This window comes from Virgibacillus sp. 7505, assembly GCF_002272135.1.
Classification (GTDB): Bacteria; Bacillota; Bacilli; order Bacillales; family Amphibacillaceae; genus Terribacillus.
In genome coordinates this window covers 225218-244477 of the sequence record NZ_NPBF01000004.1, presented here as the reverse complement: position 1 = coordinate 244477, position 19260 = coordinate 225218, and the positions used below count along the sequence as shown (strand labels likewise).

Sequence of the window (19260 nt, the reverse complement as noted above, 5' to 3'; positions counted from 1 at the left end):
TTTTCCTGCTTGTCAGGATAATGCTTTATTTATTCCTAGAAAAGCTTATAATGGGGAAAGCAAGACCATATTGAAGAAAAGGTGGATCATTCCATGAGAGGGTTAACCAAATGCATAGCGGCTTGTTTCGCGGTTGCTTTGATGTTCAGCTTTGCCTTTTCCGATGTTGTATCCGCAAGTACAGGAAAGAACACGGATAGTATCAATGAAAAATTCGGCTTGCCGATTGTCGTAGTTGGAGATTCATTATCAGAAGCACAAAAAGAACAAGTCAGAGAAGACCTTGGTGTCACAAATACGGATAATATAGAAGAAATTCCGGTTACAGCCGATGATATCGTGAAATACATAAATGGAGATGCAAATTCCAGAATGTATTCCTCAGCGATGATCACAAGAGAAGACGAGGGTCATGGGCTGGATGTCCAAATCGTCACACCTGACAATATCACACAGGTAACAGTGGATATGTATAAAAATGCCCTGCTGACAGCTGGTATTGAGGATGCAACAGTAGATGTAGCTTCCCCGGTTAAGGTTAGCGGACATTCCGCTTTGACAGGCATCTACAAGGCGTATGATACAGCCGATGGGAACCTGGATCCGGAGCGGACAGAGGTAGCTAATGAAGAGCTTGATCTGGCTACAGATCTTGCGCAAAAAGAAGGCTTGGATAACGAAAAGGTTACCCAGCTCTTAACAGATATCAAGCAAGAAATCGCAGAGCAGAATCCTGCAACACGGGAAGATGTGGAGCAGATCGTAACGGATCAGCTGAGCAAGCTGGAAATCAGCCTTAGCGATGAAGATCGTCAGCTGCTTATCGATCTATTCGATAAGATGCGTGAGCTGGACATCAATTTCGATGGCGTGAAATCACAGCTTGATGACATCGCTACTACTATCCAGGATAAGATAGATGAAGTGGCTGGAAATGATGGTTTCTGGCAAAGTGTGAAGGATTTCTTCAAGTCGATAGGTGACTTTTTCAAAAATCTATTTTAGACTTCATAATTAAATCTGTTTAAATAGGAGAGATACGAATGCGTAACATCATCCAAACTGACAAAGCACCACAAGCAATCGGACCTTATTCTCAAGCGGTAGAAACTGCAGGGACGGTTTATATTTCCGGTCAGATCCCATTGGATCCGGCAACAGGAGAGATGGCAGGAACGATTGAGGAACAGACAGATCAGGTGATGAAGAACCTGTCCGCTATTTTGGAAGAAGCAGGTTTGTCATTTGATCAAGTCGTGAAGACAACAATCTTCCTTACATCCTTAGATGATTTTGCAGCGGTGAATGAAGTATACGGGCGTCATTTGTCCGAGCCATACCCGGCACGTGCAACAGTAGAGATTTCCAAACTGCCTAAAGGTGCGAATGTTGAAATCGAAGCGATTGCCGTACGAAGCTTTAATATGTAAGAAAAAAAGATTGCCGATTTGTTCGGCAATCTTTTTTTAAATGGAAGAAGTTCGTGTTTGTGCACGAGCATTCCGGATATGGGCAGTGAGCAAGGTAATGCCGCAGATGATGAGCAGCGCACTTGTCATGTAGAATACAGCTGAGAATCCGAAGTATCCAGCCATCATCCCGCCAAGTATCGGACCGATGAAGTTTCCGAGGAAGCGGAGGCTGTTATTATATCCGAGTACTTCTCCTTGCATCGTAAGCGGAGCAGCTTGCCTGATATAGGCGACGCGTAAAGGAATGATGCCGCCTATCGCCATACCGAGGAGCAAGCGGATAGCAGCGAGTTCCCATACGGAGCCGACCAGTGCGCCGGGTATATAAACGATACCAGCTGCAAAAATAAGCCCAATCAGAATCTTCACATATCCGATACGGTCGCCAAGCTTCCCCCAAGTCCTTGTCATGAGCAGATTGCCAAGGCCAGCCGCTGAAAAGGCGATACCAGAGTAGAATGCTATATTCTCAGGTCCGTGCAGTTCTTGCACATACAAGGATAAAATAGGCTGTACACTGAAATTGGCAATTTGAATCAATGAACTTAAGATGAGTACGACCAATAAAATCGGGTCCCGCAGAATATGTGCGAGCACTTCCTTAAAGGTATAGTGTGACTTTTCGCCTTTTTGAATCTTGACCGGATATTCCTTTGTTCCGAAGGTGACCAAGAGAGCAGAGGTGAAGACACTTATCGATACGAGCAGGAACGTACCGTGGAAGCCGATACTGTCTGCGAGTATTCCGCCAATCATTGGTCCGAAAAGCATACCGGTGATGCTTCCGGTCTGTAAGGTGCCTAGCACACGTCCAGCAATGTGGCTGGGCGTCTGAGTCGAGATGAATGCTTGGGATATACCGATGAAGCCTGTAAAGATCCCCATGAACACACGTAGCATGAATAGCTGCCATACATTTTCGGTGAATCCGAGCAGGAGAATGGAAACCCCCATGCCGAAGGAAGATATAATCAGGATCAGCTTTCGTCCATACCGATCGCCGATTTTACCCCAGAATGGCGAACAGATGAATGCGGTAACAAAAGTTACCCCGAAAATGATACCTGACCAGCTCTGAACCTCCCGTTCAGATAATGTGCCGAATGATGAAATATATAAGGATAGAAATGGCATGATCATACTCAGGCTCGCCGAGATGAAGAAGTTGGCGAACCACATGATAAACAGATTACGCTTTGCGAGCTGTTCGTCCGTCATGAATGAAAAACACTTCTTTCGCGTTAATATTTCGATTCCCTAACTAATTATACACACGAATAGAAAGGATATGCAAAAGGATAGCTTGGAAATGACAGGATAGAGAAAAATTGCAGGGGAACAATGAACATGATAAAATAGAGGATGTTCTGCTAATATAACATAATTTAGCAAACCATTTAAAATTATACATTATTTATATATAAATGTCAATTGTTTTGGAGGGACGCCGGAATGACAGAAGATGAAAAGGATTTGAAGGACGAACAAGCCCGTGTGGCCCGTGTCCAGAAGACGATCGAAAAGAAGCGTGAGAAAACGGCAGGCATGATACAGGGTCTGCGGGAGAAAGTAATTGATCTTCGGAAAAACTTCTGGGAGGATGTGACCGTAAACCTGGATGAACCGGATGATGTGAACGAAACACAAGCCAGCTTGAAGCAGCAAGCAGAGCTTCTGGGGGAGCGGGAACGAACGCATCAGCAGATTCACAATGAAGTGAAGACGCTGGATCGGCTGCAGCGCAACCCTTATTTTGGTCGTATCGACTTCCGGGAAGAGGGTGCTGATCAAGACGAAGAAATCTATGTAGGCTTAGCGAGTCTGATGGATGAGAAAGAAGAGGATTTCCTTATTTATGATTGGCGTGCACCAATCTCCAGTATGTACTATGACTTCTCTCCTGGTGGTGCTTCGTATGAAACGATAGAAGGCAAGATTCAGGGTGATATGACACTCAAACGTCAATTCATCATCCGGAATGGCAAGCTTGTAGCCTTGTTCGATACTGGAGTGACGATAGGAGACAGTCTGCTGCAGTATGTTCTGGGCGGTAATGCCAGTACAGAGATGAAAAGTATTGTTGCCACGATTCAGAAGGAACAAAATCAAATCATCCGTAATGAATCAGCAGCTAATCTGATCGTACAAGGTGCGGCAGGCAGCGGGAAAACTTCAGCAGCACTGCAGCGTGTTGCTTACCTGCTATACCATTATCGTGACCGCATTACGGCTGAGAATATTGTACTGCTGTCGCCGAATCCGCTGTTCAATAGCTATGTTTCCAATGTCCTACCGGAGCTTGGCGAAGATAATATGAGGCAAGCCACCTTCTATGCCCATATGGATGCCCAGCTGGAAGGCAGAGAAACGATCGAAACACCATTTGAACAGATGGAGTATATGCTGCTTGCTTCCAGTGAGGAAAAAGAGCAGCGGCTGGCTGGAATCCAGTATAAAGCAAGCCTTGATTTTAAACAGTATATCGATGACAAGCTGGATGAATTCAAGCGCGCCGGCCTTATATTCAAGGACGTCAGCTTCCGCAAGCAGCGTATAGTGAGCAAACAGGAGATTCAATCTTATTTCTACAGCCTATCCAACACTTTGCCGATTTCGAACCGAGCAGAGCTGACGGCAGCTTGGATCGTAGAAAAGCTGCAGCTTTGGGGTGATTGGGAGACAAGGAAAGATTGGGTCCGGGAAGAAGTAGAGCTGATGGAGAAGGAAGACTATGTCGAGGCCTTTTCCGAGCTTCAAAAGAAAGACCGCACAGAAACAGATGATTTTGAGGAAAACAAACAGGAAGAAGAAATCCTTCGCAAATGGGTTGTAGAACGAAAGCTTCGCCCGTTGATCAAGAAAGTGCGCAAGCATGCCTTCATCAATGTGAAAAAATCCTATTTACGTATGCTGACAGCTGAAAGACGACCGGAAATGCCAGCATCATGGACGGAACTATATGAAACAACCAAGCAAAATCTCATCCGCAAGTACATGAGCTGGGAAGATGTGACGCCGTTTGTCTATTTCCGTGATAAAGTACTTGGTGACCGTTCGGATAAAACCATCCGTTATGTGCTTATTGATGAAGCGCAGGATTATTCTGCTTTCCAATTCGCTTATTTACAGCAGGCATTCCCTAACGCACGGATGACATTGCTTGGGGATATCAATCAGGCCATTCAGGCGCATGCGCTGACAGGGGAGAATGTGCTCTCCGGCAACACAGTTGACAGCCATCGGATCGAGCTATGGCGCAGCTACCGTTCAACGAGGCAGATTGTTGATTTTACAAAGGAGCTTTTGGATCATGCAAAGCGAATCCAGCCATTCAACCGTGATGGAGATCTTCCGACACTGACGAAAGCAGCTGATGATACAGAGAGACGCAAGCTGGTCTTGGAGAAAATCCACTCCTTGAAGGAAGCTGGTTATGAGACGATTGCTGTTATCGCCAAAACTAGTAAAGAAAGCAAAGAAGCGCATAACTGGATCAAGGATGAAATGGAAGCAGATTTGATTACAGAGACAACTTCCCAGTATAAAAAAGGGTTATCGGTTATTCCGGCATATCTTGCCAAAGGTATCGAATTCGATGCTGTCATTCTGTACGATGTCTCAGATGAGGCGTATGGCCATGAATCAGAACGTACCTTGCTTTATACAGCATGTACACGTGCGATGCATGAATTGCATATGTACAGCATTGGTAACTTGAGTCCGTTTATTGAAGCAGCAGATGCAGCTACTTATACAAGCAATTAAAAAAACAGGAATCCACGAAGGATTCCTGTTTTTATTTATTTACCATAGACCAATCAGTTTCCACCAAAGTCCGCCGATACCGATCCAGACGACAAGATGGATGATGGAGATGAGGAAGCCAAGTCCCCACCATTTTTGCTGGGTGACGAAGCCTGCTCCGAAGAATACAGGTGCTGGACCGCTGCCGTAGTGTGTCAAACAGCCGAACAAGTTACTGAAGAAAGCTAACAGCAGGGCTGACAATAATGGCGGCGCGCCGGCAGCCACAACTACTGAAAGAAAGGCTGCGTACATAGCGCTAACGTGTGCTGTGTTACTCGCAAAGAAATAGTGGGAGTAGAAGTACACAATAGCTAATATGAGCAAAGCGACAGGCCAGGAAAGTGTACTTACGATATTTCCCATAATGTCACTGAACCAAGGGACAAGGCCAAGTTCGTTCAAGTAATTTGCCATCATGACAAGCACAGCGAACCATACAAGTGTGTCCCATGCACCTTGTTCCTGCTTGATATCAGACCAAGTCAAAACCTCAGTCAGCAATAGTACGACTAGTCCGATGAAAGCTGCAGTCGTAGAGCCGATTCCGAAGCTCTCACCAAAGATCCACAATACGAGCAGCAATAAGAATACGCCGATCATATACCATTCAGAACGCTTCAGTTTACCCATGCTTTGCAATTTTTCTGTTGCCATTTCAGTCGCCTTCGGTGTCTCCTTGATTTCAGGAGGATACAGCTTGAAGATGACGAATGGAATAACGATCAAACTGATGATACCAGGAACGATGGAAGCGAGAATCCAGCTGCCCCAAGAGATGGATTGGCCAGTGACGCTCTCTGCAGCACTAGCTGCCAATGGGTTTGCTGCCATTGCTGTCAGAAACATTGCGGAAGTAATCCCGTTTCCCTGATAGGAAGCAAAAGTCAGGAAGGAACCGATTTTGCGCTCCGTACCATCACCGCTTTTAGAGCCATATGAGTTTGATAACGACTGGATAATCGGGAAAATGATACCGCCGGCACGAGCTGTATTGGATGGCATAGCCGGTGACAGGATCAAGTCACTGCCAATCAACGAGTAAGACAAGCCTAAAGTCTTCTTACCGAATAGACGTACGAACAAATAGGCAATTCTGGATCCGAGGCCGGTTTTGATGAAACCTCTGGAAATAAAGAATGCAATGACGATGAGCCAGATTGTACTGTTCTGGAAGCCGCTCAGCGCTTCTTCTAATCCAAGTGTCTTCGTCAAAACGATAGCCGTCAGCGAAAGGATGGCGACACTGCCCATTGGCATCGGTTTAATGATCAGACCGATGATCGTAGCAACGAAGATAGCGAATAAATGCCATGCTTCTGCTTTAACACCATCTGGTGAAGGGACGAACCAAATAATTACGCCGATCAATACAGTGATCAGGAGCGGAATCCACTTGACCTCCCGTTTTGGTTTGTTAGATGAATCAGCCATGATGAAGACTCCTTTTAAAAGTAATGAAATTAATAAAACCATAATTATATTAGCATAAAAATATTGATATGAAAGTATTCTGTTCAGTCCCAGTATGCTTTTGTCCGATTTAAAAAATTTAATAAATCAGTCAGATGATAATGATTATAATTTGGTGAAAATAAGCAAAAAATTTACTTCACATAAATTAAGTATCTCAGAGCTTGATACCTTGCGCCTCTTGTTAATATGCCAATGTTAATTAAAAAAAATAAATGAGAATAAAAAAAGAATCCGAAAAAATTCGGATTCTTAGTCTGATTCGTCTCAATCTTTTGCTAAAAGTGCAAAAACGGCAGCGACATCCTGTTTGCCATAACCATTTTTCTTCGCTAATGCATACAGTTCTTTCACGCTGTTTGTCATTGGAAGGGGAGCGCCTGCTTCATAAGCTGTTTCGGAAATCTGCTGCAAGTCCTTGTAAGCATGCTCCAGAGGGAATTGCGGTTCAAAGTTCTGCTGGAGAATCGTATCCCTTTTGCCTGCTTGAATATCGCTTGTAACTGGAAGGGCAAGCAATACATCCATCAGATGCTCTTTATCAAGGCCGACTGCTTCGCCGAAGCTGATTGCTTCAGATAGACCAGTCAAGGATTGAACGAGCAGCATATTCACTGCCAGCTTAGTAGCTGAGCCATTCCCATTGGCGCCCATATGCTGGATGCTTTGTCCCATTTTCTCAAGCAGGGGGGCGATCTCCTTTACATCTTGGTCGTCTCCGCCAACAAGGAAGTGCAGTTTACCTTGCTGTGCTGGTGCCTTTGAACCAGATACAGGGGCATCAACAAAACGGATATGATGCGCGCGAGCGGCTTCTGCCATCTCTTTTGTGAACGCTGGCTTAACAGTACTGACATCCACCCATAAACTGTTTTCCTGCATCCCGCTGAAAAGCCCATCTTCTCCGTAAGCAACTGCTTGGACAGCTGCAGGATCTGTCAGCATCGTAAATACGATATTAGCTTGTTCTCCGACTTTCCGGGGGGAATCTGCCCAGACAGCACCTTTGTCCAATAGTGCTTGAGCTTTTTCTTTTGTACGATTATAGACAACTAACTGTTCGCCCTTTTCGAGCAGATTAGCTGCCATGTTTTGACCCATGATTCCTAATCCGATAAATCCAATCATATGAGCACCATCCTTTTTATTCAGTCAATTCTAGCATACAGAAAAACGGATTGTTTTTAAAAGTCTTTCGCACAGGATATGATACAAAGAAGGAGTGGATAGTATGAAGCTTAGTATATTGGATCAATCCCGAATCAAAGAAGACGGTAATGCAACAGAGGCATTGGAGGAAACAGTGCGGCTGGCCGAACTTGCCGATCAGCTTGGCTATGTGCGTTTCTGGGTGTCCGAGCATCACGCCGGCAGCCTCGCCCATAGCAGTCCAGAGCTTCTGATGGGGCATCTTGCTGCTAAAACATCCCGTATCCGTATCGGCTCAGGCGGTGTTATGCTGCCTCATTATAGTGCGTATAAAGTTGCAGAAAATGCAAGATTGCTCGAAGCGCTTCATCCAGGAAGAATCGACCTTGGTATCGGGCGTGCGCCAGGAGGAATGCCGGCAGCGAAAAGAGCGCTGCAAGAGCATAGAGCTGTGCCGGAGGATTGGTATGATCGGCAGATACGCGATTTGCTTCATTATTTGAATATAAGAAAAGAAGAAAAACATCGGTTCGGGGACTTGGTAGCGATGCCGAGCATTGGCACCGCCCCATCTGTCTGGCTGCTGGGCGGCAGCGCTGGCAGTGCAGGTCTTGCTGCATATCATGGAATCGGATTCGCTTATGCCCAATTCATACGGGGAGAAAAGGATGCGGCAGTGCTGGATGTGTATCAGAAATCCTTCCGGAAAGGGAAGCAGCAGCCGCAAATGATGGTCAGTCTGTTTTTGTTCTGTGCAGAGACAACAGAAGCTGCAGAAGCACTGGCAAAGAGCCATGAGGTTGCATCGCTGCTTCAGGAACAGGGAAGGCCCGTCAAAGGGATGCTGCGTCCAGATACAGCAGCAGATTATAAAATGTCTCCTTATGAAAAGGAGCGTCTTGAGGACAATCGTCCAACCATGGTAATCGGAACACCAGCTGAGGTGCTGCAGCAGCTTGGAGAGCTGGAAGACTACTACGGCGGGGAGATTGAGTTCATGCTCACCAGTCCTGTTTATGAAGAAAAAGCAAGACAGGATGGGTTCCGCCTTTTGATGGAGGCGTATATGCAAATGGCATAGCAGTTGTTCTGTTTGAATCTGACACTGCAAATCTGGTATAGTAGGAAGTACAATTCATAAGAAATCTTATAACGAGTGGCGGAGGGAAAGGCCCGATGAAGCCCGGCAACCCACTGCAGGAGGGCAGTCCTGCAGGAAGGTGCTACGACCTGCAGCGAAAGCTGCGTGATAAGATGACGACGGCTGCAATACAGAGCTTCTTCCTCATCGAAGAAGCTTTTTTAGTAGAATCGATGTGTCGTTCGGTAGGATTTCCTATGTGCAAAAGGAGTAATAACAATGAAATATGCATACTGGCAGCCAGTTTCAAGCAGCTGGCTGCGTCATGTGGAGGATGGTGGACCGCTAAGTTTGTCAGATGTGCAGGAAACGGCGCATCTGGCGGAGGATTTAGGGTTCGATGCCGTCTTTCTTCCAGATACCTACCTATACCAAGGGAAAAATGCCGATCAGCAGCTTAACTTTTGGGAAGCTGCTGGTGCTATTGCGGAAGCAACCGATAGACTGCACATCATGGCAGCAGTCCGGCCGAGCATTGATCAGCCCGCGGAAGCCGCGAGACAAGCAGTAATGATTGATCAGGTAAGTAATAGCCGTTTTTCCCTGGCAGTCGTTTCTTTCTTGCGCGAAGAGGAACAAAAGCGCCAAGATGGCGATATCGCTGGATCAGAGGATTTCTATATGCAAACCGAGGAATTTTTCGAAGTGCTGCGCGGAGTTTGGGCAGCTGGCAATTACACCTATGATGGTTTGTACTATCAAGTTCAGCACGTCGATTATTTACCAGCTGGCAAGAGCAAAGAGATCTCGCCATTATACGCAGGCGGCGAGAGCGACTATTTACGACAGACAATTGCCGAGACATGCGATGCCTATGTAATGAAGGGCGGTACTGTACAGGAAGTGGCCAGTATGATCGCTGATATGCAGATTCGCCGTGAAGCAGCCGGCAAGTCTCCGTTTACAGAATTTGGCATGACAGCTTATGTCATTTGCCGCGAAACGGAGGAAGAAGCTTACCAGGAATGGGAAAGAATTACCGGTGCGGATTACGAATCATATGTAACAGAGGAAGAGCTGGCACAAAAAAGCAAGATCAGCGACGATGCTGTTTCTGCAAGGGGCTTGCGGCCGCATCTGGTTGGGACGCCGATGCAAATTGCGCAGCGGATACTTGCCTACGAGCATGCCGGCGTCAGTCTTCTGCTGCTTCAATTTTCGCCGCACAAGCAGGAAATGGAACGTTTTACTAAGGAAATCATGCCATTAGTCGAGGAAATGCGCGATAACTCGATTTGATTGGAAATATACGGTAGACAAGCCTGGCGATATCGCTTACATTAGAAAAAAAGGAATAAGTATGGGGGCAAAACATGGAGCTATTGACGATTTTCGATGAGCAGCATCGGGAGCTTGGGGTGAAGGAAAGAGAGGAAGTCCATCGTGATGGAGACTGGCATGAGACTTTTCACTGCTGGTTCGTGGAACATGATGGTACAGAACTATACATTTATCTACAGCAGCGTTCTTTCAATAAAAGTGAATTTCCCGGGAAATACGACATTACCGCAGCTGGTCATCTGGAAAGCGGCGAAACGCCTGTGGTCGGAGGTTTACGTGAAGTGCAGGAAGAATTGGGTGTGACGCTCCAGGAGAGCGATCTTTTTTATAAAGGAATCATTCAAGAAGAGTTATTTGCTGAAAACCTGGTTGATCGAGAGTTCTGTCACCAATTCTTTTATTATTTGGAGGAACTCCCGGATATTCTTCTGAATGAAGAAGTGGTACAAATCGTACGGATGCGGGTTAATGATTTGGAGAAGCTCGTCGAAGGAAAAGCAGCAAGCGTAGAAGCGGAAATTGTGGCAGGAGCTCCACGTCAGCGGATCGAGGTTGCACATGAAGAACTTTGTCCTCATCAGCTTGGCTATTACCGAGAAGTACTCATGATCTGCCGTACATAGCAAAAGGAGCAGCGTAATGCTGCTCCTTTTCTGTATTCTTAAAAAGCCCAGTTTCCATTTTCGAAGATTTGTTCCACGGTGCCATCTGGTGTTTCGCCCGTGATGGATAATTCCCCAGAGCCAACCATGAAATCAACATGTGTGAGACTGTAGTTGAAGCCGATTGCCTCTAGTTCTCCTTTTGATTTCTCGCGGGCATCCTTCACGCACATGCCAATCGCTTGTCCGAGAGCCAAATGACACGAAGCATTCTCATCGAATAAGGTATTATTGAAGACGATTCCCGACTGGGAAATCGGTGATTGATGCGGTACAAGTGCAACCTCTCCAAGAAATTGTGCGCCTTCGTCCGTTTCCAGCAAGTTCTTCAATGTTTCATAGCCTTTTTCGGCTTTGAAATCTACTACTTTTCCATTTTCGAAGGTAAGGGAGAAGTTCTCCAGCAACGTACCAGCATAATTCAAGGGCTTTGTACTGCTAACTGTTCCGTTTACTCCATTTTTAACTGGAATCGTAAATACTTCTTCTGTAGGAAGATTCGGGATATATGTAGAGCCATCTTCTTTCATGAATTCTGCGCAAGTCCAGAAGGAATCAGGATGCAGTTCAATCGTTAAATCAGTACCTGGCCCCGTATAATGGAGCTTGCGATAGTCGCGTGCATTTAAGTGGTCAGCATTCTTCTTCATGGCTGCAACATGCTGTTCCCACAGCTCGACTGTATTTTCCAGATCGGAGCGAGTTGTGAAGAAGATAGCATCCCACAGCTTATCGATAGCTTCCTGTCCCTGTGAGTCGGGAAAGACAGACTCTGCCCATTCGACAGTTGGTACCGAAGCGATCAGCCAATTAATACGGCCATTTGTTTTGTGAGCTTGATACCCTTGTCTGGCAGCACCCACTGCTTTTGTATAGCGTGCAACCCTTGCTGGATCAATTCCGTCAAAAAGAGATGGATTCGGTGTCTTGAGCTCCAGGAAAGCTGTGTCCGCTGCTGCTAGTTCTTCATACACACGGCCTCGGAATGGGGTGAAGTAATCCAAATCTTCTTCTTTTGCATGCTTCACTTTTGCTTTTGTAATATTATCATCCTGATAATCGACAATTACGTCCCGCATGCCGGCTTCGTATGCTTTCTCAGCTACGACCTTTGTAAAAGGTGCAGCAGCTAGATCAGCTACAATCATCAAGTCCTGTCCTTGCTTAACTTTCAAGCCGATATGCAGCAGCAGCTTGGCATATTTCTCTAATTTCTGTTCAAATTGCATGTCAAGATCCCCCTTTAATTATACTATCTTCATCATTTTACCAGAAAATTATGACTAGAGCCGATACTCAAGAGAGAATTTTGCAATCGGCTCAAAATGGGTGGAGTGCTTGATATGGTGCGGAAAGATCCAGCGTTTGGGCAGCTGTTTTCGAGCACTGGTCAAATCGGTGCTGGCGCCGCTCCAAAACGCCTGCCAGACGAACTTGGTGCAATAATTCCAAGCAGGGTCTGCCAAGGTGCGGCTGAAACTGTATCCTTTCATTAAGCTGATGGAACGTTTTGCCCAATCCGCTGCACCAGACGGATCTATTTTTGGCCGGAGCAGCGTGATTGTTCCGCCGTAGCGGTGACGGGACAGATACACTGTCAATGATTCGGTGATACCGCCTGATGGGTGTGCATGGAAAATCCGCCCGTCACTGCCGACTATACCAGCGTGGCTGAAGAAGAAGGTGGAAGGACCAATCGAACTGTACAGTACGTCACCAGCCTGAAGCAGCTTTTGGAGGTTGGAAGCTGTCTGGAATAGCTTTTCAAATTCTGCTTTTGATTTTCTCAAATGGTCCACTCCTTTTCAAATGTCACAAAATCGCAAACGAAAGCATGTTCCTTTATCTCTGCATGTATTATGATAGAGAAAGATTATAGTTTTGTGGAGGTTTAAGCATGAATGCATTAGAGAAACAAGGATACAGCATATATGATTTACAAAAGGATCTGGCATATGAGGGGATGGAACAGGATTTAGCTGAAATACAGGCAGTTTTCGATACATTGCCGGCAGATAGCTATGCGCTTGATTTAAATCGTTACCGTCGCTATTCACGGGCAATCATCTTCGACAAGGATGACCGATTGGAATGGCTGCCGGGTATCGAACGGGAAAACGGAAGCATGGCGCAGTATTTCCAGGGACGCTTCAATCCGGAGTATGTGGATTCTTACCGTGAATTTCCGGCCCTGCCGGATCATATCCTGGAAAACAAATTATTACAGAAAATCATCATGCATGATTATCACGAAACATTCTGGCGTAAAGAGGATTTGATTTTACCGGTTCATGCGGGCATTCATTTCGTAAAGCTGGAAGTGACTGAAAAGGGACAAGAGGGCGTATCTTCGCCGAATCTGATTCATCAGGATGGCGAACCATTCACATTTGCCCATCTTATCAAGCGGGATAATGTCGTTGGAGGGCTTAATATCATTGCGACTCCTGCTTGTGCCGGAAAGCTGCCTAAAGACGCTGACTCCAGTCAATTCCACGAAAGCTTTGAAATCCATAAGCCGTTGGAATCCTACGGAGTACATGATGAGGCAGTCAGTCACTATGTCAGCCCAATCCAAAAAGGGGAAGCAGATCGTCCAGGTGTACGAGCTGTTTTATTGATAGATTTTCAGCCTACTGTATTAGCTTAATCTAAAAAGGGGGATCAGGATGACAGTTACCATACGTGAAGCAAGAAAAGCTGACTGTAATAGGATCGGAGAAATTAGTATGCTTGGCTGGCAATTTGCCTATCAGGATATATTGCCTGCTGATTATCTAACTGCCATTCGACCGGAAGAAAGAGCAGCTCGGTTTGAAATGGTGCTGGAGTCCGGATCCTTACTGCTTGTTGCAGAAGAAGGAGAGACGGTTGTCGGCTTCATCAGCGGAGGCAGATGCCGGGATAATATACATCCGGATTACGATGGCGAGGTATACGCAGTTTATCTTGATCCTGCCAATAAGAATCGTGGGATTGGAAAGATGCTTATTCGATCTTTGGAAAATCGGCTTGCGGCCGAAGGGATGACAGGCGTGGTGGCATGGATGCTCGTCGGAAATGATGCCAGGCATTTCTATGAAAGCTTAGGCGGAGTGAAAATCGCTGAAGACAAGCTTCAGATTGAAGGGGTATCTTACCCTGAAATTGCATATGGATGGAAAATAGCGGACAGATGATGTCCGCTATTTTTGTATGGATAAAGGCTCTGCCTGTATGTATTGCTGGCCATCGAACGTTAGCTTCCAGATAGCGGGCATGTTCAGCTGTTTCCAGAAATCATAATTGAATCGGGTGTCGTAATGGCCCATTGTCAGCACCATCAGATTACCGTGCGTTCCGATAGCGATCCGTTTGCCAGCACAAGCAGCGAGTATATCCTGAAAGGCATCTACGCCTCTTGCTCTAGCGCTCCTATTCGATTCACCTCCCGGAAACTGATATTCTTCCTGTGACCATAAACGGTCCATAGCTCCTTGGAAGTCTTCAACCGGTGCAGCGGCAACTTGCCGCTCTCGCAGTCTTTCATCCAGAACAGCAGCGGAAGCATTACGCACGATCGTTTCCCAAGCACGCCGATAGGGACTGGAGATATAGGTATCTACTTGTTCGGCTGCTAAAAGCTTCTGAACTATCCTCGCATCACGATATCCTTTCTCGGATAATGTCCGGTTCCGTTCATCTGGTGTATAAATAGTATGCGCATGACGCACAACATAAAGAGTTGTCAGCATAATTGTCCTCCTTCCCTTTAATTCTATCAATAAAGAGAGGGGGCATTTGCATTTTTATTTGAACTAGGTTACATTTTGTAAGTAACTAATACATTGTACGTTTAGGGGGCGAAGCAGATGATGGAGCTTCACGGTATTCACCACGTTTCAGCCATAACAGCAAACGCAGCGAATAACTATGATTTTTATACAAAAGTGATGGGGATGCGTCTTGTCAAAAAGACAGTCAACCAGGATGATACGTCGATGTATCACCTTTTCTATGCTGACAAGCTTGGCAGTCCGGGAACAGATCTAACTTTTTTCGAAATTCATCGTGCTGGCCGCACGTATACGGGAAACAACAGTATCTCCCTCACTTCCTTGCGTGTCGCATCAGATGAAGCAATTCGCTATTGGGCGAATCGTTTGGAGGATTATGATATCCAATCACAGCAGGTGGAACTGCAGGGGCGTAAGGTTCTCTTCTTTGAGGATCCGGAAAAGCAGCGGCTCATGCTTGTTTCGGATGAACAGAACGAAGGTGTCTCTGCAGGAGTTCCTTGGGAAGATGCCGATGTACCGGCGGAGTTTGCCATCATTGGTCTTGGGCCTGTAAAGCTGACTGTGCCGGAGCTTGCACCGACAGAACGTGTCTTAGTAGAGCTTATGGGATTCCGTAAGAAAACAGAGGCACAGCTTGCTGGAACGAATTTGCATATATATGAAGTTGGCCAAGGCGGCACAGGCGCGGAAATAATGGTAGAAGTTGTACCTGATTTACAGCGGGAGCGTCCTGGCCGCGGAAGTGTGCACCATGTAGCTTTCCGGGTGAAAGACAGGGACGAATTGGAGCGCGCAAAGAAAATCCTATATGCTGCTCACTTGCCGAATTCGGGACTGGTGGACCGTTATTATTTCCAATCTCTTTATTTCCGGGAGCCGAATGGTATTTTGTTTGAGCTTGCCACAGACGGACCTGGATTTGCAACGGATGAAGATCCGGATGCTTTAGGTGAGACATTGGCGCTGCCGCCGTTTCTCGAAGGTGAGCGGGAGAGTATTGAAGCTAAGCTGACACCGCTTGATACTAAAAAGAAATAACAACTTGAAACCGCCTGGCAGGGCGGTTTTTTCGTATGTCGGGGTTGACGCAAGCATCTGATATATGATTCTATAAATAGAAATAAATGCGTATTAGAAAGAGAGTTTACCGAGCTTGAGTTCCACGATGCCGGGAATTTTTTACACGTTTATGGGCATAACGTATAAGGATAATAGGAGTTGAACACAGTGGGAAAAAGAACGAAATTATATGAAGCAGCAAAGCGATTAGGTGAGGTTGCATTAGGAAAGCGTCCCGCTGATTTGATTATCCGAGATGGTGTGCTAGTCAACGTATTCACAGGAGAACTGCTGGAGCATACCGATGTTGTCGTATCAGGCGACCGGATAGCGCTAGTCGGTAAAGCACTGAAGGAGCATGAAGGACAAGATACAAAAGTGATAGAAGCAAACGGACAGTACATAGTTCCAGGGCTGATCGATGGCCATATGCATGTGGAAAGTACGATGCTTTCCGTGACGGAATTCTCCAAAGCAGCACTCGCAAAAGGTACGACGACGGTATTCATGGATCCCCATGAGATAGCGAATGTATTCGGGATTGAAGGTGTTCGTTATATGCACGAAGAAGGGCAGCAGCTGCCATTGAAAGTGTATACGACGTTCCCGTCATGTGTCCCGGCAACGGATGACTTGGAGGATGCGGGAGCAAGCCTCACTGTAGCAGATATACAGGAAGGACTTACGTGGGAGAATGTCCAAGGACTGGGAGAAGTAATGAACTTCCCTGGTGTCGTTTATGGAGATAGCAAAATGCATGGCGAAATAGCGGAGACAATCAAAGCAGGGAAGACAGTTACCGGCCATTTCCCTTCAGAGGATCCGTATGCGCTGCAAGCATATATTGCAGCAGGTGTTACATCTGATCATGAAACGATTGCCAAAGAAGATGCATTGGCTAAGCTTCGTGCAGGATTGCATGTGCAGATTCGCGAAGGTTCAGCTTGGCGTGACGTGAAGGAAGTTATCAAGGTAATCACGGAGTATAATGTCGACACACGCAACATTTCCTTGGTGACGGATGACGTTTATCCAGAAACTTTGATTACAAAAGGACATATGAATCATGTTGTCCGCCGTGCGATCGAGGAAGGGCTTGATCCTGTGACAGCAATTCAGCTGGCTACGATCAACTCGGCTCGATATTTCCATATGGAAAATGATATTGGCAGCATCAGTGCTGGTAAATTTGCTGATTTGCTTTTAATCGAGGATTTGCAGCAGATGGAAGCAGCTACTGTTATCGCGGATGGAAGCATCCAATTTGAAAATGGTGAGCTGCAGCAAGCATTCCCAGCGTATACGTATCCGGATGCTGTGCGAAGATCCGTGCATCTCACGCGTGACATGCAAGCGGATGATTTCCTGTATCGGACAGATCGTCCGGACGGTGACGTGCAGGTGAATGTCATCAAAGCAATTGAAGGAAGTGCGCGGACAGAGAAGATGACCGCTTCACTGCAAGTCAAGGATGGAGCGGTGCAAATAGATAAGAAACAGGACATCATCCATTTATCTAATATTGAAAGACATAGAGGAACCGGACAGATATCCAACGTCTTCGTGCATGGGTTCCAGTTCCAGCGTGGAGCAGTCGCTTCGACTGTTGCACATGATAGTCATAATCTGCTTGTCATGGGTGTCGATCGAGAAGATATGGCCATCGCTGCTAATAGGCTAGCAGAAATCGGAGGCGGCCTTGTGGCTGTTCTGGACGGCGAGATCTTGGCAGAATTACCGATGCCGATTGCCGGATTGATGTCTGATCAGCCATTGGAAACAGTTGTCGGTCAAGTAGGGGAGCTAGTAAAAGCATGGGAAAAGCTGGGCTGCAGCATTACAGACCCGATTATGACGTTCTCCTTGATTGCTTTACCAGTCATTCCGGAGATTCGTGTAACGAATCGCGGACTTGCCGATGTTACGACATTCAAGCTGATTGATGTAATCATATCAGAATAAGAGGGAGGGGAACCAGCAGGAATGCTGGTTTTTCTTTTGTCTTGAATATTCCGATTAATTTAGATTACATTGACAAAAAGTTGGATTATCTGTTATTGTACTTTAATACTTTACCATAATAAAGCGATGGAGGAATTAGAAGTGAATGCAGTTGTTATAGCAGTTATCGCAGTGCTGGTTCTCAGTTTGCTGCGAATCAACGTTGTTTTTTCATTGATATTAGGCTCCCTAATCGGCGGATTAATCGGAGGGCTAGGAATAGATGGAACGCTTAGTGCGTTCACAGATGGTGTAGGAGGAGGGGCAAATGTCGCCTTAAGCTATGCAATGCTCGGTGGATTTGCTGTCGCAATTGCTAGCACAGGTCTTCCAGAGGCGATGGTAAGAGGCATCATTTCCATCAGTGGAAAGAAAGATACAGCTTACGCTAAAAAACGTACGCGCGCACTCATTCTTATTTTGATTTTAATCATGGCCTGCTTCTCGCAGAATGTGATTCCTGTGCATATAGCATTTATACCATTATTGATTCCGCCGCTGTTGAAGATCATGAATGAATTGCAAATTGACCGCCGCTTGACGGCTACCATTTTGACATTTGGTTTGGTAACGCCATATATGCTTCTGCCAGCAGGCTATGGCCAGATTTTTCATGAAATCGTAGCAACGAATATGACAGCAAGCGGTTTGGAAGTGAATCCGGATCAAATCCCGACTGCAATGCTTATTCCATCCTTGGGAATGGTGGCAGGTCTGATTATTGCACTATTTTCTTATCGAAAACCAAGACAGTATCAAACTGTCGAACTGCCAGTCCCAGATGAAGTGAAAGAAGAGAATGTGAATCTGAAACGTTCTACCTTAATCTTCTCCATTTTATCCATTGTTGCAGCACTAGCCGTTCAGATTTGGACTGACTCCATGGTATTCGGTGCTTTGGCCGGTATTATCGTGCTCTATGTTACAAGAACACTCAAATGGAAAGAAGCGGATACAATCTTGACCAATGGCATGCGCCTGATGGCTTTTATTGGATTCGTAATGATCTCCGCTTCCGGTTTCTCCAGCGTAATTGGTGCTACCGGAGATGTTGAATCGCTGGTCGAGACTGCAGCAAAAGCAATTCATGGCAGCCAGGCTCTTGGTGCATTGATGATGCTAGTTGTTGGCTTGCTTGTAACTATGGGAATTGGGTCTTCATTCTCAACAGTGCCAGTAATCGCAACGATCTTTGTACCTTTGGCAATCGAACTAGGCTTCAGTCCGATGGCTATCATTGCGTTGGTTGGTACAGCAGGTGCGCTTGGTGATGCAGGATCGCCTGCTTCTGATAGTACACTTGGCCCTACATCCGGCTTAAATGCAGATGGACAGCATGATCACATGTGGGATACAGTCGTCCCGACATTTCTCCATTACAACTTGCCTGTAATCGCACTAGGCTGGATTGCAGCGATGATCCTCTGACGGTTGAACGC

17 protein-coding genes and 1 riboswitch are annotated in these 19260 nt (G+C 46.1%); of the genes, 11 read left to right on the top strand and 6 right to left on the bottom strand.

The window, feature by feature from the left end; translation table 11 throughout:
* The first annotated feature begins 93 nt into the window (after window positions 1-93).
* Together CHH91_RS01125 and CHH91_RS01120 are read left to right on the top strand one after the other, a co-directional pair.
* On the top strand, window positions 94-1005 hold the full coding sequence (locus CHH91_RS01125; protein ID WP_095221148.1) for a DUF1002 domain-containing protein: 912 nt from the start codon (window positions 94-96) through the stop codon (window positions 1003-1005).
* A gap of 38 nt (window positions 1006-1043) precedes the next feature.
* On the top strand, window positions 1044-1430 hold the full coding sequence (locus tag CHH91_RS01120; protein WP_095221146.1) for a RidA family protein: 387 nt from the start codon (window positions 1044-1046) through the stop codon (window positions 1428-1430).
* Between the two features lie 36 nt (window positions 1431-1466).
* Here CHH91_RS01120 and CHH91_RS01115 read toward each other — a convergent pair whose 3' ends face one another.
* Entirely contained in the window at window positions 1467-2690 is a 1224-nt protein-coding gene (locus tag CHH91_RS01115) for an MFS transporter (protein ID WP_095221144.1), read from the bottom strand.
* A gap of 234 nt (window positions 2691-2924) precedes the next feature.
* On the opposite strand from CHH91_RS01115, the gene helD reads away from it, so the two are divergent.
* Window positions 2925-5237: an RNA polymerase recycling motor HelD gene (helD, locus tag CHH91_RS01110; RefSeq protein ID WP_095221143.1), complete on the top strand. Its 2313-nt coding sequence runs from the start codon at window positions 2925-2927 to the stop codon at window positions 5235-5237.
* A 39-nt stretch (window positions 5238-5276) separates the two neighbouring features.
* Here the strand turns inward: helD and CHH91_RS01105 are convergent, their stop codons facing one another.
* Both CHH91_RS01105 and CHH91_RS01100 read right to left on the bottom strand, forming a co-directional pair.
* Window positions 5277-6710, bottom strand: a complete 1434-nt coding sequence (locus tag CHH91_RS01105) for an anion permease (RefSeq protein WP_095221141.1) — start codon at window positions 6708-6710, stop codon at window positions 5277-5279.
* A gap of 306 nt (window positions 6711-7016) precedes the next feature.
* The gene (locus CHH91_RS01100; RefSeq protein WP_095221139.1) at window positions 7017-7877 is read right to left on the bottom strand and encodes an NAD(P)-dependent oxidoreductase; all 861 of its coding nucleotides are present in this window, start codon (window positions 7875-7877) and stop codon (window positions 7017-7019) included.
* Between the two features lie 103 nt (window positions 7878-7980).
* Here CHH91_RS01100 and CHH91_RS01095 point away from each other — a divergent pair, with 103 nt between their 5' ends.
* The 3 genes from CHH91_RS01095 (at window position 7981) to CHH91_RS01085 (ending at window position 10943) form a co-directional block, all read left to right on the top strand.
* Window positions 7981-8979, top strand: a complete 999-nt coding sequence (locus CHH91_RS01095; RefSeq protein WP_095221137.1) for an LLM class flavin-dependent oxidoreductase — start codon at window positions 7981-7983, stop codon at window positions 8977-8979.
* A 63-nt stretch (window positions 8980-9042) separates the two neighbouring features.
* Window positions 9043-9154, top strand: a riboswitch (SAM riboswitch).
* A 104-nt stretch (window positions 9155-9258) separates the two neighbouring features.
* Window positions 9259-10278 carry an LLM class flavin-dependent oxidoreductase gene (locus CHH91_RS01090; protein ID WP_095221135.1) on the top strand — a complete coding sequence of 340 codons (1020 nt, stop codon included), beginning with the start codon at window positions 9259-9261 and terminating at the stop codon, window positions 10276-10278.
* Window positions 10279-10352: 74 nt separating this feature from the next.
* The gene (locus CHH91_RS01085; RefSeq protein WP_095221133.1) at window positions 10353-10943 is read left to right on the top strand and encodes an NUDIX hydrolase; all 591 of its coding nucleotides are present in this window, start codon (window positions 10353-10355) and stop codon (window positions 10941-10943) included.
* A 38-nt stretch (window positions 10944-10981) separates the two neighbouring features.
* Here CHH91_RS01085 and CHH91_RS01080 read toward each other — a convergent pair whose 3' ends face one another.
* Window positions 10982-12211 (bottom strand): aminopeptidase, encoded by a 1230-nt coding sequence (locus CHH91_RS01080; RefSeq protein ID WP_095221131.1) that lies wholly within the window; start codon window positions 12209-12211, stop codon window positions 10982-10984.
* Window positions 12212-12265: 54 nt separating this feature from the next.
* Complete coding sequence (locus tag CHH91_RS01075) at window positions 12266-12772, bottom strand: C40 family peptidase (RefSeq protein WP_095221129.1); 507 nt, start codon at window positions 12770-12772, stop codon at window positions 12266-12268.
* 107 nt (window positions 12773-12879) lie between these two features.
* Between CHH91_RS01075 and CHH91_RS01070 the strand changes: the two genes are divergently transcribed.
* The gene (locus CHH91_RS01070) at window positions 12880-13632 is read left to right on the top strand and encodes a 2OG-Fe dioxygenase family protein (protein WP_095221127.1); all 753 of its coding nucleotides are present in this window, start codon (window positions 12880-12882) and stop codon (window positions 13630-13632) included.
* A 19-nt stretch (window positions 13633-13651) separates the two neighbouring features.
* A complete protein-coding gene (locus CHH91_RS01065; protein ID WP_095221125.1) occupies window positions 13652-14161 on the top strand; it encodes a GNAT family N-acetyltransferase in 510 nt (169 codons plus the stop codon).
* A gap of 6 nt (window positions 14162-14167) precedes the next feature.
* On the opposite strand, the gene CHH91_RS01060 is transcribed toward CHH91_RS01065, so the two are convergent.
* Window positions 14168-14716: a histidine phosphatase family protein gene (locus CHH91_RS01060; RefSeq protein ID WP_095221123.1), complete on the bottom strand. Its 549-nt coding sequence runs from the start codon at window positions 14714-14716 to the stop codon at window positions 14168-14170.
* Window positions 14717-14836: 120 nt separating this feature from the next.
* On the opposite strand from CHH91_RS01060, the gene CHH91_RS01055 reads away from it, so the two are divergent.
* The 3 genes from CHH91_RS01055 to CHH91_RS01045 all read left to right on the top strand — a co-directional run bounded on the left by CHH91_RS01055 (window position 14837) and on the right by CHH91_RS01045 (window position 19249).
* Window positions 14837-15799 (top strand): ring-cleaving dioxygenase, encoded by a 963-nt coding sequence (locus CHH91_RS01055; protein WP_095221246.1) that lies wholly within the window; start codon window positions 14837-14839, stop codon window positions 15797-15799.
* 189 nt (window positions 15800-15988) lie between these two features.
* Window positions 15989-17782 carry an adenine deaminase gene (gene ade, locus CHH91_RS01050; protein ID WP_483372376.1) on the top strand — a complete coding sequence of 598 codons (1794 nt, stop codon included), beginning with the start codon at window positions 15989-15991 and terminating at the stop codon, window positions 17780-17782.
* Window positions 17783-17923: 141 nt separating this feature from the next.
* The gene (locus tag CHH91_RS01045; RefSeq protein ID WP_095221119.1) at window positions 17924-19249 is read left to right on the top strand and encodes a Na+/H+ antiporter family protein; all 1326 of its coding nucleotides are present in this window, start codon (window positions 17924-17926) and stop codon (window positions 19247-19249) included.
* Window positions 19250-19260 lie beyond the last annotated feature (11 nt).